Origin of the sequence: Massilia mucilaginosa (assembly GCF_011682145.1) — a bacterium.
Classification (GTDB): domain Bacteria; phylum Pseudomonadota; class Gammaproteobacteria; order Burkholderiales; family Burkholderiaceae_D; genus Telluria_A; species Telluria_A mucilaginosa.
On sequence record NZ_WHJH01000090.1, the window covers coordinates 1 to 11,793 of the forward strand.

At 62.7% G+C, this 11,793-nt stretch carries 16 protein-coding genes; 6 read left to right on the top strand and 10 right to left on the bottom strand.

All coding sequences use genetic code 11. The features are described from left to right. Window positions 1-249: 249 nt before the first annotated feature. The 7 genes from F2P45_RS32910 to F2P45_RS32940 all read right to left on the bottom strand — a co-directional run bounded on the left by F2P45_RS32910 (window position 250) and on the right by F2P45_RS32940 (window position 5,432). Window positions 250-1,038, bottom strand: a complete 789-nt coding sequence (locus tag F2P45_RS32910) for a nucleotidyltransferase domain-containing protein (RefSeq protein ID WP_166882428.1) — start codon at window positions 1,036-1,038, stop codon at window positions 250-252. Window positions 1,039-1,090: 52 nt separating this feature from the next. Continuing rightward, window positions 1,091-2,104, bottom strand: coding sequence for an alpha/beta fold hydrolase (locus tag F2P45_RS32915; RefSeq protein WP_166882429.1), 1,014 nt, complete (start codon window positions 2,102-2,104; stop codon window positions 1,091-1,093). Window positions 2,105-2,466: 362 nt separating this feature from the next. Further along, window positions 2,467-2,691, bottom strand: coding sequence for a hypothetical protein (locus F2P45_RS32920; protein WP_166882430.1), 225 nt, complete (start codon window positions 2,689-2,691; stop codon window positions 2,467-2,469). Next, window positions 2,688-3,098 (bottom strand): KGG domain-containing protein, encoded by a 411-nt coding sequence (locus F2P45_RS32925; RefSeq protein WP_166882431.1) that lies wholly within the window; start codon window positions 3,096-3,098, stop codon window positions 2,688-2,690. Before F2P45_RS32925 ends, F2P45_RS32920 begins: the two co-directional genes overlap by 4 nt. 106 nt (window positions 3,099-3,204) lie before the next feature. Further along, complete coding sequence (locus F2P45_RS32930) at window positions 3,205-3,759, bottom strand: hemerythrin domain-containing protein (protein WP_166882432.1); 555 nt, start codon at window positions 3,757-3,759, stop codon at window positions 3,205-3,207. 32 nt (window positions 3,760-3,791) lie between these two features. Continuing rightward, window positions 3,792-4,190 carry a phasin family protein gene (locus F2P45_RS32935; RefSeq protein ID WP_166882433.1) on the bottom strand — a complete coding sequence of 133 codons (399 nt, stop codon included), beginning with the start codon at window positions 4,188-4,190 and terminating at the stop codon, window positions 3,792-3,794. Between the two features lie 210 nt (window positions 4,191-4,400). Continuing rightward, window positions 4,401-5,432, bottom strand: coding sequence for an NADP-dependent oxidoreductase (locus F2P45_RS32940; protein ID WP_166882434.1), 1,032 nt, complete (start codon window positions 5,430-5,432; stop codon window positions 4,401-4,403). 139 nt (window positions 5,433-5,571) lie between these two features. Here F2P45_RS32940 and purU point away from each other — a divergent pair, with 139 nt between their 5' ends. Next, window positions 5,572-6,441, top strand: coding sequence for a formyltetrahydrofolate deformylase (purU, locus tag F2P45_RS32945; RefSeq protein ID WP_166882435.1), 870 nt, complete (start codon window positions 5,572-5,574; stop codon window positions 6,439-6,441). Between the two features lie 27 nt (window positions 6,442-6,468). Further along, a complete protein-coding gene (locus tag F2P45_RS32950) occupies window positions 6,469-7,011 on the top strand; it encodes a YaeQ family protein (RefSeq protein WP_166882436.1) in 543 nt (180 codons plus the stop codon). 42 nt (window positions 7,012-7,053) lie between these two features. Here the strand turns inward: F2P45_RS32950 and F2P45_RS32955 are convergent, their stop codons facing one another. Further along, a complete protein-coding gene (locus tag F2P45_RS32955) occupies window positions 7,054-7,989 on the bottom strand; it encodes an alpha/beta fold hydrolase (protein WP_166882437.1) in 936 nt (311 codons plus the stop codon). A 122-nt stretch (window positions 7,990-8,111) separates the two neighbouring features. On the opposite strand from F2P45_RS32955, the gene F2P45_RS32960 reads away from it, so the two are divergent. Then, entirely contained in the window at window positions 8,112-8,717 is a 606-nt protein-coding gene (locus tag F2P45_RS32960) for a CGNR zinc finger domain-containing protein (protein WP_166882438.1), read from the top strand. Window positions 8,718-8,723: 6 nt separating this feature from the next. On the opposite strand, the gene F2P45_RS32965 is transcribed toward F2P45_RS32960, so the two are convergent. Next, a complete protein-coding gene (locus F2P45_RS32965; protein WP_223164885.1) occupies window positions 8,724-9,473 on the bottom strand; it encodes a PEP-CTERM sorting domain-containing protein in 750 nt (249 codons plus the stop codon). A 34-nt stretch (window positions 9,474-9,507) separates the two neighbouring features. Then, complete coding sequence (locus tag F2P45_RS32970; protein WP_166882439.1) at window positions 9,508-9,990, bottom strand: PEP-CTERM sorting domain-containing protein; 483 nt, start codon at window positions 9,988-9,990, stop codon at window positions 9,508-9,510. Between the two features lie 292 nt (window positions 9,991-10,282). Between F2P45_RS32970 and F2P45_RS32975 the strand changes: the two genes are divergently transcribed. The 3 genes from F2P45_RS32975 (at window position 10,283) to F2P45_RS32985 (ending at window position 11,671) form a co-directional block, all read left to right on the top strand. After that, complete coding sequence (locus F2P45_RS32975) at window positions 10,283-10,624, top strand: DUF2946 family protein (RefSeq protein WP_166882440.1); 342 nt, start codon at window positions 10,283-10,285, stop codon at window positions 10,622-10,624. 93 nt (window positions 10,625-10,717) lie between these two features. Beyond that, on the top strand, window positions 10,718-11,179 hold the full coding sequence (locus tag F2P45_RS32980; protein WP_166882441.1) for a copper chaperone PCu(A)C: 462 nt from the start codon (window positions 10,718-10,720) through the stop codon (window positions 11,177-11,179). A gap of 30 nt (window positions 11,180-11,209) precedes the next feature. Further along, window positions 11,210-11,671, top strand: coding sequence for a YcnI family protein (locus F2P45_RS32985; RefSeq protein WP_166882442.1), 462 nt, complete (start codon window positions 11,210-11,212; stop codon window positions 11,669-11,671). Window positions 11,672-11,793 lie beyond the last annotated feature (122 nt).

Sequence of the window (11,793 nt, forward strand, 5' to 3'; positions counted from 1 at the left end):
ACCGTCTGCTACGCAATCTTGCAAAACGCGCGGAACAGTTGGGCATGACACTCACCCCGGCTGCGGCGTGAACCACACCGTGGCCGGGAGGCGTCGGCGGTGTTGTTTCTTAAGAGACCTGACACCAAGCAGACACCAAGCACACTGCCGGCTTGGCAGGCACATGATATGACTAGATATAAAGGATGAGGTCGTGTCCGAATGTCAGACCTGACACCAAGTGGGTGGACACCAAGCGGGTGGGCTGGATTATTCCTCGTGCTCGCGCAGCACGGAGTGAAACAGGGCGTTCAAGGCGGGCAGGGGCTGGGCACGCGGCGCCGGCAGCGGTTGCACCGATTCCAGGCGGGTCAGTTCCTGCTCGATGAAGTGATTGAGCAGGGTGATCGGTTCGGACAAGCCGAGCTCGGGCGCAGCGCGTTTTTGCTCCAGCAGGGCGTCGATTCGTGCCAGCAAATCGGGCCGATGGTCGAGCAAATGCAGCAGCTTGTGGAATTCGATCGGCGCCGCCGTGCCGTAACGCTCGATCCAATGCACCGACAGCAGCGCGCGCAGCACATAAAAATACTTCTTGAGCGGGACCAGCGCGGCGCGCAAGTGGTCGCCGTAATTGGTCTTGGCCATGCTGCGATAGTGATAAATCCCGCGCTCGGACGAATACAGCGCCGGCAGCAGTTCCCGCGCACCCGCGCCGAAACCGCCGGTCTCGATATACGTGATCGGCGACTGGATCCACTCCACCATCGCCGGATTGGTTTTCCAGAGCAGGCGCAGGGCCTTGCGCAGGTCCCAGCCATTGAGGTCGATGTCGTCGACGATCGGATATTCGATCACGTCGCGCCGCTCTTCCAGATCGACGGCCAGATACCAGTCGGCCGGGCGCGAATAGATAAAACGCACGTCGTAGTCGCTGTTGGGCGACGCAAAACCCCAGGCGCGGCTGCCCGATTCAATCGCCAGGATAATGCGCACGCCTTCTTCGCGCTCGGTGCGCGCCAGGCGCGTCATTATCTCGGCCCTTACCTCGTCTGGGATCATGCTGGTTCCTTGTGTTCCGCAGACGGAGTCGGCCCGCCTGCCCGGTGCGGCATTATGGCTTGATTTGCGCGAGCACGTCGGATATCGCCTTGACCACCGCCTGCGGCTGGTCGGCCTGGATAATGTGCCCGGCGCCCGCCACCACCCGGTGCGTACTGCGTGTGGAGAGAGCCGCCATCTCCTTGTGGATCGCGTAGTTTTCTTTTTCCGTAGCCTTGTTCAGATCGCTTTGCGGCTTGCCCGCAATGGCGTACGGCGACACGCCGCGCGTGAGTACCATCAGCGGCAAGTCGCCGAACGGTTTGCGCGCCGCGCGCAACTGGGCGTTGCTGACCTCGAAAACGTCTTCCTCGGCATTGCGCGCGCGCCAGTAGGATGGCGAGGTGAGCGAGGCGAGATAGGCGGCATTGAGGGCGCGGCCAAATTGCGGCTGGATGCCCCCCGTGCAGTTGGTGAACAGCTCGCTTCCTGGAACGAAGCCTTTTCCGGCCTGGGCCTCGCACGCTTTGGCGTATTCGAGGCCCCCCGCCATCATTTCCTTGAACTTGCCTTTCGAGGCAACATTGATGCGCTCGATTTCGTCTTCATGGTGGCCTTCGACCAGCACCAGTCCTTTGACTTCATCGGGATAGCGGTAGGTGAACAACTGCACGTTGGCGCCGCCCAGGGAATTGCCGACCAGGACGTAGGGCGGCGCGATGCCGGCCTTGCCCAGGGCGGCGTGCAAGTCTTCCACCACGTTGGCCGAGGTGTTCGGGCGCGGCGACAGGTCGCTGAAGCCCATGCCGGGACGGTCGAAGACGCAGGCGCGCGTCTGTTTCGCCACCTCCGGCTGCACGTTGTGCCAGACCCAGCCGCCCATGCCGGACGGCGAATCGAAGATGACCGTGTTCGCGCCGGATCCGCTGCAGTACAGGTTCAGACGCCGCCCGCCGATATCGACCAGTTGATTGGGATGGGAAAACGCGAGCCCGGTATCGACCGCGGAGGGTGACTGGGCAAAGCTGGAAGCGCCGCACAGTGCGGCGATGGCGGTCACGGACAAACGCAAGGCGAAACGTGGCATGGCAAACGTCTTTCTTGTTGGATGGGGATGCCGTCGCATGCGGCTTCCAGAGTTGCATAATAGATCATTTGCTATTTTTTGAGGAGATGCGGCGGCGAACTAATTTGAAAGCGCGCCTTGCTGGCATTGGCGCGCTTGCCATATGCCCGCGCGGGTGCCGAGCACCGGGGCTGGTGCGAATCGGTGCATATATGCATGCGATCGCAGCGGAAAAATATACGCGCGAAGGCACAGGTCGAAGGTGCAGGGGCGATGTGGGCGATACTGGCGCACTGCCGCCGATCTGCATATGCATGCAGGCACCTCATGCGGCATCACGCCATGCCGACCGCATGTCGCTGCGCCTGGAACGGACGCGCAAATCAACCGGCGGCGCCGTCGCCGGCACAGCCGATGAACACCGGATCGTCACTCTGGCGCGTCAGGGAACGAAAGCGCGGATCCGCCGCTGGCGGTGCTGCCTGGACCGTCAGCGACGTTCCTTCCAGATGGCGCGGGCACGGCGCGGCTTGCCCGCGCGCGCCATGACGTTTGCGCGGTTTGCGGGCCGGTGGCACCCGCATGCCGGCAGCAGCACCGACCGTCAATCCGTCTTGTCCTTGGCCTTTTCCTTGCTGCCCTGGCGTGCTCCCTTGGCGGCGGCGCCGGCGCCATCGCCGTTGCCGGCGGCGGCAGCGGCGGCACGGGCTGCCGATTGCCGGCTCTCGCCACCCTTGCGGCCGATGTCGGCCATGTGCTCGCGGTTGCGGCTGACCGCTTCACCGCCTTTTTGCCCGGCCCGCCGCGCTTCTTCGGAATCGAATTCGTGCGCCGTTCCCTTCTGGTGGGCCGCCTGGCCGCCCTTGCTGGCAATCTCGCGCTGCTGATTCTGGTCCATCGCCGCGAAGCCGCGCTTGGCGGGACCGCTGCCGCTGCCGCTCCCGCTGCCGCTCTTTTGCGCGTTGCCGCCGGATGTACTGTTCTTGTTGCCTGCGCTTTCCTTACTTGTCGCCATGTCGTTCTCCTTGTGTATGGATATCGGAACCCCGCTCTCGTGCGTTACCGGGCTTGTGGGTTAGAGAAGTGCTCAATTCAATAGTTCCCCTGCGATTGCGCGGCGCTTAGTCCGGTGGCCGCGGGGTGCGGCGCGCATTGTTGTGCGGTTCCATCGCGTCGATCGGCGTCGGCGGCGCTGTCAGGTCCTCGTCGAGTTCTTCCTTGCGCGCGGCCAGCCGTTCGCCCAGTTCGTCGAGGTCGAGGCCCGAATCGAGCGCGACGTCGAACATGTCGCGTTCTTCCTTGTCGATGTGGTGCGCCATTTCTTCGCCCAGCACCGTGACCGTGGCGTCGAAATGGTCGTCGCTCGGATACATGACTTCGAGCTGGCTGATCAGGTCGCGCATGCCGGCGTGCTCGACGTCGGCTTCGTCCATCAGGTCGTCGTCATCGATGACCGAGCGCAGCATGGGATAGAAAATCTCTTCCTCGATCATCGAGTGCAAGGTCAGTTCGTAGCAGATCTCATCGACCAGCTCGAACTTGCGTTCGTCGTCATCGTCGTTGTCGCGCAGACTTTCAAATTCGAGAAAAAGGCTTTTGACCTTTTCATGGTCGGCTTTCAGCAATTCGAGCGCGTCGATCGCCGCGCCGCTTTTTGGCTTACCGTGGGTAGACATGGGTGACTCCGTGGTGGGCTGTTTGCCGGCGATTACTCCGACGGGTGGTGGGGTGCCTGCCGGCTGTCGGCGCGGCCGGCCGCGCGGGCGGCGGATGGGTGGAGCAGCCGCTGCGGCGCAGCGGCGCCGCGCGCCAGGTCGAGCCCGGCGCCGGACAGCACGCCGCCAAGCTGCTGCTGATAGCTGCGCCAGTGGCCGATGGCCGGCTCGGCGGCGCGCGCCGCGACCAGCGCCAGATGGAACGGATCGCTGCACGACACCAGCGCGCGCGTGGCGTTGAGGGCATCGTCGTTAAGTTGCCGCGCAAGCTGCAGATTGAGCTCGCTCAGCCTGCGCAGCGCATCGACCCCCGCGCGGGCCAGCTCGGTGAGAAAATGGACCTGCGTGTCGAATGGCGAGCGCATCGGCGGTCTGTTTGAATGGGATGGCATGACGCTCCTTGTCGTAAAACATGGGGAAGGACGCCGTCGCGTTCAGGCGAACGTGCGTCGCAGTGGCATGTGATAGACGTGACAAGGCGCGCCAAAGTTCCACGAACTTTGTGCGAAGGCGCGTTAGGTCAAGCGGGAAGGGAGTAAAAGGGCCGCCGCGAACGGGCGGCCCGGTGCTTCAGCTCAGGTTAACAGTCGATGAGGCGTGGCTTACGCGTCCGCCACCTTGAGCACGAGCTTGCCGAAGTTTTTGCCTTCGAACAGCATCAACAGCGCTTCCGGGAAATTCTCGAGGCCGTCGACGACGTCTTCGCGGCTCTTGAACGTGCCTTCCTGCATCCACTTGGCCATGGCGGCCACGCCCAGGTGGTAGCGGTCCGCGTAGTCGAACACGACAATGCCTTCCATGCGCGCGCGGTTCACCAGCAGGGACAGGTAGTTGGCCGGACCCTTGACCGGGGTGGTGTTGTTGTACTGCGAAATGGCGCCGCAGATGACGATGCGCGCGCGCAGGTTGATGCGGGTGAGCACGGTGTCGAGGATATCGCCGCCGACGTTGTCGAAGTAGACGTCCACGCCGTTCGGGCAATGTTCTTTCAGGCCATCCTTGACGGCGCTGTTCTTGTAGTCGATGCAGGCGTCGAAGCCCAGTTCATTGACCACGAAATCGCATTTTTCCTTGCCGCCGGCAATGCCGACCACGCGGCAGCCGAGCTGCTTGGCGACCTGGCCGACCGTCATGCCGACCGCGCCCGCCGCGCCCGACACCACCACGGTCTCGCCGGCTTTCGGCTGGCCCGACTCGATCAGGCCGAAGTAGCCGGTCATGCCCGGCATGCCGAGGGTGTTGAGCCAGGTGGTCAGCGGCGCCATGGCCGGGAAGATCTTGTAGAAATTGCCCGACTTGTCATCGGCCGCGCCGACCCAGTACTGCTGCACGCCGGTGCCGCCGGACACGGTGTCGCCCACGGCAAACTTGTCGGACTTGGAAGCGACGATCACGCCCACGCCGCCGGCGCGCATGGTCTCGCCGATGGCGACCGGGCGGATGTAGGACTTGCCTTCGTTCATCCAGCCGCGCATGGCCGGGTCGAGCGACAGGTACAAGACCTTGATCACGATTTCGCCATCGGTGATCTCGCGCACTGGTTCGGTAAGTTGCTCCCAGTCGCTGCGTTTCGGCATCCCGACAGGGCGGGCGGCGAGGCGGAACTGCTGGTTCATCAGTGCGGTAGTCGTCATGGCGAGTCCTTGTGTGAAGTGGTGATTTGCCTACTATACCGTAATTCTGCACGGGCGTGCTTTTTTGTAATGGACCGATTTTCCCTGACGCATGCGACAATACAAGGTTCGCAGTTTCCACGCCATTCACCACAAGACCATGACGCATCCAGAATACATATTGACCCTGTCCTGCCTCGATCAGCGCGGCATTGTGCACCGTGTTTCGGGCTTTCTCGCCGAGCATGGCTGCAACATCATCGATTCGGCCCAGTTCGGCGATGCCGAATCGAAGCTGTTTTTCATGCGCGTCCACTTCGCGCTGGAAGAGGGCGCCGTCGGCGACGCCTTGCTGCGCGCCGATTTCGAGGCCCTGTGCACGCAGATGGGCATGAACGGCCAGTTGCACGACGCCCGCGCCAAGCCGCGCGTGATGCTGATGGTCTCGAAAATCGGGCATTGCCTGAACGACTTGCTGTTCCGCTACAAGAGCGGCCTGCTGCCGGTGGAGATCCCGGCCATCGTGTCGAACCACATGGATTTTTACCAGTTGGCTGCCAGCTACAACATTCCTTTCCACCACTTGCCGCTGGCCACTGGCGCGGATGCGGCGGCCAAGCAGGCGCAGGAAGCGCGCGTGCTCGACCTGATGCACACGCACAAGATCGACCTGGTGGTGCTGGCGCGTTACATGCAGATCCTGTCGCCGGGCCTGTGCGAAGCGATGCGCGGCAAGGCGATCAATATCCACCATTCGTTTTTGCCGAGTTTCAAAGGCGCCAAACCGTATGCGCAGGCGCACCACCGCGGCGTCAAGCTGATCGGCGCGACCGCGCATTTTGTCACGGGCGACCTGGATGAAGGCCCGATCATCGAGCAGGATGTCGAGCGGGTCGATCACGCGATGGACGCCGATACCCTCAGCGCGATCGGACGCGACGTCGAATGCGTGGTGCTGGCGCGCGCGGTGAAATGGTTTGTGGAGCACCGCATTTTGCAAAATGGCGACAAGACTGTCGTCTTTAAATAATCAAAGAAGTTAAAGGCAGGCGTATCAATGGCACTTAAAGCGACAATTTACAAGGCAGAGCTGCAGATTGCGGACATGGACCGCAACTACTATCAGGAGCATATCCTGACCCTGGCGCGGCACCCATCGGAGACCGACGAGCGGATGATGATCCGCCTGCTCGCGTTTGCCATCCACGCGAGCGAATCGCTGACCTTCACCAAGGGGCTGTTCGATACCGACGAACCGGACCTGTGGCAAAAGGACCTGACCGGCGCGATCGAACTGTGGATCGAGGTCGGGCAGCCGGACGAAAAGCGCCTGATGAAAGCATGCGGCCGCAGCGAGCGCGTGATCGTGTACAGCTACAGCGCGACCAGCCATATCTGGTACAAGCAGATCGCGAACAAGCTCGAACGCGCCAAGAACCTGACCGTGATTAACATCCCGGCCGACGCCAGCGCCCAGCTCGAAGCGCTGGCGCAGCGCAATATGCAGTTGCAATGCACCATCCAGGACGGCCAGATTTACCTGACCGACAGCGTGAACACGGTGCTGATCGAGCGCGAGGATTTCAAGGCGCTGCGTTAAACCAGCGCGGCGCCATGCCGTCAAGGCAGGGCGCCCCCAAGCTCAGGGCTTGATGCTACGGTCCAGAAATTCCAGCATCGCGGCCGCGATGTCCTTGCCATGAGTTTCGATGGCGAAGTGGCCGGTGTCGAGGAAGCGCACTTCGGCTTTGGGATTGTCGCGCTTGAATGCTTCGGCGCCGGCCGGGGTGAAGAATGGATCGTTCTTGCCCCAGATTGCCAGCGTCGGCGGCTGATAACGGCGGAAATAATCGTGCAGCTGCGCGTACTGCTTGATGTTCTGGCCGTAGTCGAGCAGCAGCTCCATCTGTACCTCGACGCCAATGCGCTCGATTGCCGCGTGCGCCAGCTGGTAGCTCTCCGGCGCAATCAGCGACGCATCCCTGACGCCTTCCGTGTATTGCCACTTGATCATGTCACCCGTGTTGAAGCGGCGCAGCGCCTCGCGGTTGGCAGCGCTCGGCTCGGCCCAGGCCTTGCGCATGTCGGCCCATCCCGCACTCAAGCCTTCTTCGTAAGCATTGCCGTTCTGGCTCACAAGCGCCGTGACCTTGTGCGGATGTTTCACCGCCAGGCGCCAGCCAACCGGCGCACCATAGTCGAACACGTACATGGCATAGCGATTCATGCCTTTTGCCACGGTGAAGGCGTCAATCACCGATGTCAGCTTGTCGAACGTGTAGTCGAAGCGGATGCCCGGTTTGACGCTGGTCTGTCCGAAGCCCGGCAGGTCGGGAGCGATCACATGGTATTTCCCGGCAAGTTGCGGGATCAGGTCGCGGAACATATGGGACGACGCGCCGAACCCGTGCAGCAGCAGAACGGCCGGTGCGTCCGGTGACCCGGCTTCCCGGTAGAACAGCTGGACGCCCTCGATGTCCATGGTCTTGTAGTGGACCCGCACCGGAACCGGTGCGGCGTTGGCGCTGAGCGCAGTGGCGAGGGCGGCGGCTGCGAACAAACTGGTGTTGGGGTTCATGATGGTCCTTGAAGTGAGGGGTACGGCATCCGAATAACCGCTATAATTCAATCTAACGGGTTACTTGATCGCAGTATGCGTGCGACTAAGTAACCTGTCAATGATATTTTTAAGGGTTACTTATGATGAATGCAGGAATCCAACGCGACGCCAGCCTGGCCGAGGCACCGATGGTGGGCGACCATCTCGCCATGGACTTGATGAATACGCGGGCCCGCGGCAACGGCGCGCTCATCGACTTCTGGAACAGCGGTATAGATGTGCTCGCTTGGCTGGAACGTTGCGGCGTCGTTCGGGCACCTGTGGACAAGGCAATCGACCCGGAGGCCTTGCTGGCGCAGGCGACGGCGCTGCGCGCGCTGGCGCATCGGCTGATTGTTCAACGCAAGGAGGACAAACCGGGTGACGCCAGCGCGCTCAACGCGTACCTGCACGCCTACCTCAGCGCCCCGCATCTCGATAGCGACAGCGAGGGCAAGCTGGTGTTGACACGCACTGCGCGCGGCGACGCGCTGGCATCACTGCTGGGACCAGTCGCCGAGTCGGTGGCGCAGTTACTGGTTGACGGCGATTTCAATCTCGTCAAGCAGTGCGAACATCCCGACTGCATCCTCTGGTTCTACGACCGCACCAAGGCGCACAAGCGCCGCTGGTGCAGCATGGCCTTGTGTGGCAATCGCCACAAGGCCGCCCAGTTCAGAAAACGAAGCAGTGGCGAAGCGCAGTAGATCGGGCTAGCCGTTTTTTTGCACGGTGCGTTTGCGGCGCCGCACCACGCCCGCCAGCAGCGCCAGTCCCGCCAGGGTCATCGCATAGGTATGCGGTTCCGGCACCGCCTGGGTGTACACGGTCAGCAGCAGCGGGTTCTTCAGCCCGACCTCGGCCGCCGAGTAAGCGCGCGAGGGCCACCATTGCCCTGGCTTGTACCAGGTGGCCGGCGACGCGGAACCGGCGGCGTAGCCGTCGAACGAAAAATAGAACGATCCCGTCTTGTCCAGCGCGCCGCTGTCGATCCTGAAATCGCTATGCCCGTTCAGGTTCGACACCGAATGACTGCCGTACGCGAAACTGGCGCCTCCCGGGGTATCGCTCGCATACGCCCACGCCGCCGCGCCGCTGCTGGCGCTGCCAGGCTCGCCCGAGCCGTTGGGCGATTGGCCGACATAATGGGTGCCGTAAAAACCGCCGCTGACGCTGTAGCCGGTCACGCGGTAGCCTTCGCGCGCCGTCAGCTGGAAAATGCTGCCGTAGTCCTGGTGGTAGTTCGTCATGTTCGGATAGCTCATGCGGTCGACGGCATTGACCAGCGAAAAAGTCGCGGCCCCGTTCATATCCGACACCAGATACTCGCTACGCGGCGAATAGAACGAGTCGAATACCAGGCCGCCGGTCTCGATATGGACCTGGGCGAAGGCGGCGTGCGGCGCGAGCAGGGTGGAGCAGGCGATGACGGCGGCGGCGATATGCTGCGTTGGAGAGAACATGGTTTTCCTTTTCAAGATGGGTTGATGAGGGGTTTTATGACAAGCTGGCGTGTGCGGCGGCGCGCACAGGATGCTTGCGCCGCCTTGCCATCCCGGCCAGCAGCGCCAGTCCGGTCAAGGTCAGCACGAACGCGTGCGGCTCCGGCACCGCAACCGCAAGCGCTTCGGTATAGACCGTCAGCAGCAGCGGGTCCTTCAGCCCGACTTCCGCGCGCGAGAAATCGTAGTGCTTGACCGCGCCGATCTCGGGTTCGTACGTGGTCCAGATCGCAGGCGACGCCTGGCCGTAGGCGTAGCCGTCGAAGGCGATGTTGAATGCCCCGGTGCGATTGAGCACGCCGCTGTTGAAACTGAAGTCGGCATTGCCCTGGAGGTTGGCGCCCGACCAGCCATGCTGCGCCAGCGTTTCGCCCGTGACCGCATCCTGCGCGCGGCTCATGATGCCGGCGCTGGTGTCGGCCCCGCCCGGGCGTCCGAATCCGTCCGGCGAACGCCCCACGTAGACGGTGCCGAACAAGCGAACGAGGCGGCGACAGTGACGGCGCTGATGGCGATGTGTCGGGCGGGCGAGGGCATGGTCATTCCTTGGGAGTGGAGGTCTTCAAATAGTACGTCAAGCCCAATGGAAAAATTATCTTTTTTGTAACTGTTGTTTTATCATCAAAACGCCAAATGCCGCGCGGCACCTAGTCCTTTTGGCGAAAGAGGTATGGCCCCAAACGCAGCATCGCTGCGATATAATTCACCCCATGAATATGAAGTCGACAAAGTGGCGCCTGCAAATCTGGATCGCGTGTCTTGCGATCCTGATGAACGTACTCGCTCCCTCGATTTCGCACGCGCTGGCGGCCGTCCGCGCCGATTCCCCCGGCGCCGATATCTGCTTCACCGACGCCAGCGCGCGCGCCGCCCCGGCCGTCGAAGCCATCAGCTTCGTCGCCGCGCAGCTCGACCACTCCGAAGCCGGCATGATGCAGGACTGCGGCTACTGCCTTCCGCACGCCGGCAGCTACTCGCTGATGCCGAACCAGATCACCGGCATGGCCATCCTCGGCGGCCACGAGCTGCGCCCGTTCCTGTTCTACCGCGCGCCGCAGCCGCTGCTCGCGCTCACCGCCGCCCCGCCGCGCGGCCCGCCCGCGGTTCTCTGATTAATATTGCGGTGCCGCGCGCGCCGCACCTTTGCGACTTTGCGCGCCTGCCCGGCAGGCCCGCGTCTCCAGAACCTATTACAGAGAACCACCATGAACAAGAATTTGTATGCGCTGATCGCCTTGTGCGCGTTCGCCTCCTCCGCCTTCGCCCAGATCAAAGTCGACGCTCCGTGGGCACGCGCCACCGTGCCGGTCCAGAAAACCAGCGGCGCCTTCATGCAGCTGCAGTCGCCCAAAGACGTACGCCTGGTCGCCGCCAGCTCGCCCGTGGCCGGCAGCGTCGAAATGCACAAGATGGAGATGAAAGGCGACCAGATGAAAATGGAGCAGGTCGACGCCATCGACCTGCCGGCCAACAAGGCCGTCAAGCTGGCTTCGGGCGGCTACCACCTCATGCTGATCGACCTGAAACGCCAGCTCAAGGCGGGCGACTCCGTGCCGCTCACCTTGACCGTCGAACACCCGAACAAGAAACGCGAATCGATGACCGTCCAGGTCCCCGTCAAGCCGCTGAACTTTGTCAGCCAACCCGGTGCGCACGCTGCCCACTGACCTTGACGCAGAACCCACCCGGACCCCATCATGAACATTCGCCTTCTCTTCGCCTGCGTGGCCCTGGCCGCGCCGCTCGCGCACGCCCACGTGACGCTCGAACAAACCAGCGCCAGCGCCGGCGCCTACCAAAAACTGACCTTCCGCGCCGGCCACGGCTGCAAGGGCAGCCCGACCCACACGCTCACCGTGACCCTGCCGGACGGCTTCAACGGCGCCAAGCCGATGCCCAAATCCGGATGGACCGTGAGCGCCACGGCCAGCCAGGTCATCTGGAAAGGCGGCCCGCTGCTCGACGCGCATTACGATGAATTCGTCATGCAGGTCAAGCTGCCCGCCAGCGTCGGCAGGCACTACTTCAAGGTCACGCAGCTGTGCGACCAGGGCCGCATGGACTGGGACATGCTTGCCGACGCCAGCGGCGCGAAGCTGGCCTCGCCCGCACCGTTCATCGAGATTGTTCCCGCCGTCGCCGGCGCACCCCACCACTAATCTTACTGTGTCATAAGTTATATCGAGCCACATTGCAGCAGGGGCATCGTTGAAGTCGTTTCACGATTGCAGACATGATGAGTGTGCGCAATGACGTAATTGATTCAGGTACGTGGCGCTGT

Bases quoted from the DNA above. Each gene is read 5' to 3' on its own strand.
- F2P45_RS32910 (WP_166882428.1), bottom strand. From the start codon at position 1,038: ATGATCCCAGACGAGGTAAGGGCCGAGATAATGACGCGCCTGGCGCGC.
- F2P45_RS32915 (WP_166882429.1), bottom strand. From the start codon at position 2,104: ATGCCACGTTTCGCCTTGCGTTTGTCCGTGACCGCCATCGCCGCACTG.
- F2P45_RS32925 (WP_166882431.1), bottom strand. From the start codon at position 3,098: ATGGCGACAAGTAAGGAAAGCGCAGGCAACAAGAACAGTACATCCGGC.
- F2P45_RS32930 (WP_166882432.1), bottom strand. From the start codon at position 3,759: ATGTCTACCCACGGTAAGCCAAAAAGCGGCGCGGCGATCGACGCGCTC.
- F2P45_RS32935 (WP_166882433.1), bottom strand. From the start codon at position 4,190: ATGCCATCCCATTCAAACAGACCGCCGATGCGCTCGCCATTCGACACG.
- F2P45_RS32940 (WP_166882434.1), bottom strand. From the start codon at position 5,432: ATGACGACTACCGCACTGATGAACCAGCAGTTCCGCCTCGCCGCCCGC.
- purU (WP_166882435.1), top strand. From the start codon at position 5,572: ATGACGCATCCAGAATACATATTGACCCTGTCCTGCCTCGATCAGCGC.
- F2P45_RS32950 (WP_166882436.1), top strand. From the start codon at position 6,469: ATGGCACTTAAAGCGACAATTTACAAGGCAGAGCTGCAGATTGCGGAC.
- F2P45_RS32955 (WP_166882437.1), bottom strand. From the start codon at position 7,989: ATGAACCCCAACACCAGTTTGTTCGCAGCCGCCGCCCTCGCCACTGCG.
- F2P45_RS32960 (WP_166882438.1), top strand. From the start codon at position 8,112: ATGATGAATGCAGGAATCCAACGCGACGCCAGCCTGGCCGAGGCACCG.
- F2P45_RS32965 (WP_223164885.1), bottom strand. From the start codon at position 9,473: ATGTTCTCTCCAACGCAGCATATCGCCGCCGCCGTCATCGCCTGCTCC.
- F2P45_RS32975 (WP_166882440.1), top strand. From the start codon at position 10,283: ATGAACGTACTCGCTCCCTCGATTTCGCACGCGCTGGCGGCCGTCCGC.
- F2P45_RS32980 (WP_166882441.1), top strand. From the start codon at position 10,718: ATGAACAAGAATTTGTATGCGCTGATCGCCTTGTGCGCGTTCGCCTCC.
- F2P45_RS32985 (WP_166882442.1), top strand. From the start codon at position 11,210: ATGAACATTCGCCTTCTCTTCGCCTGCGTGGCCCTGGCCGCGCCGCTC.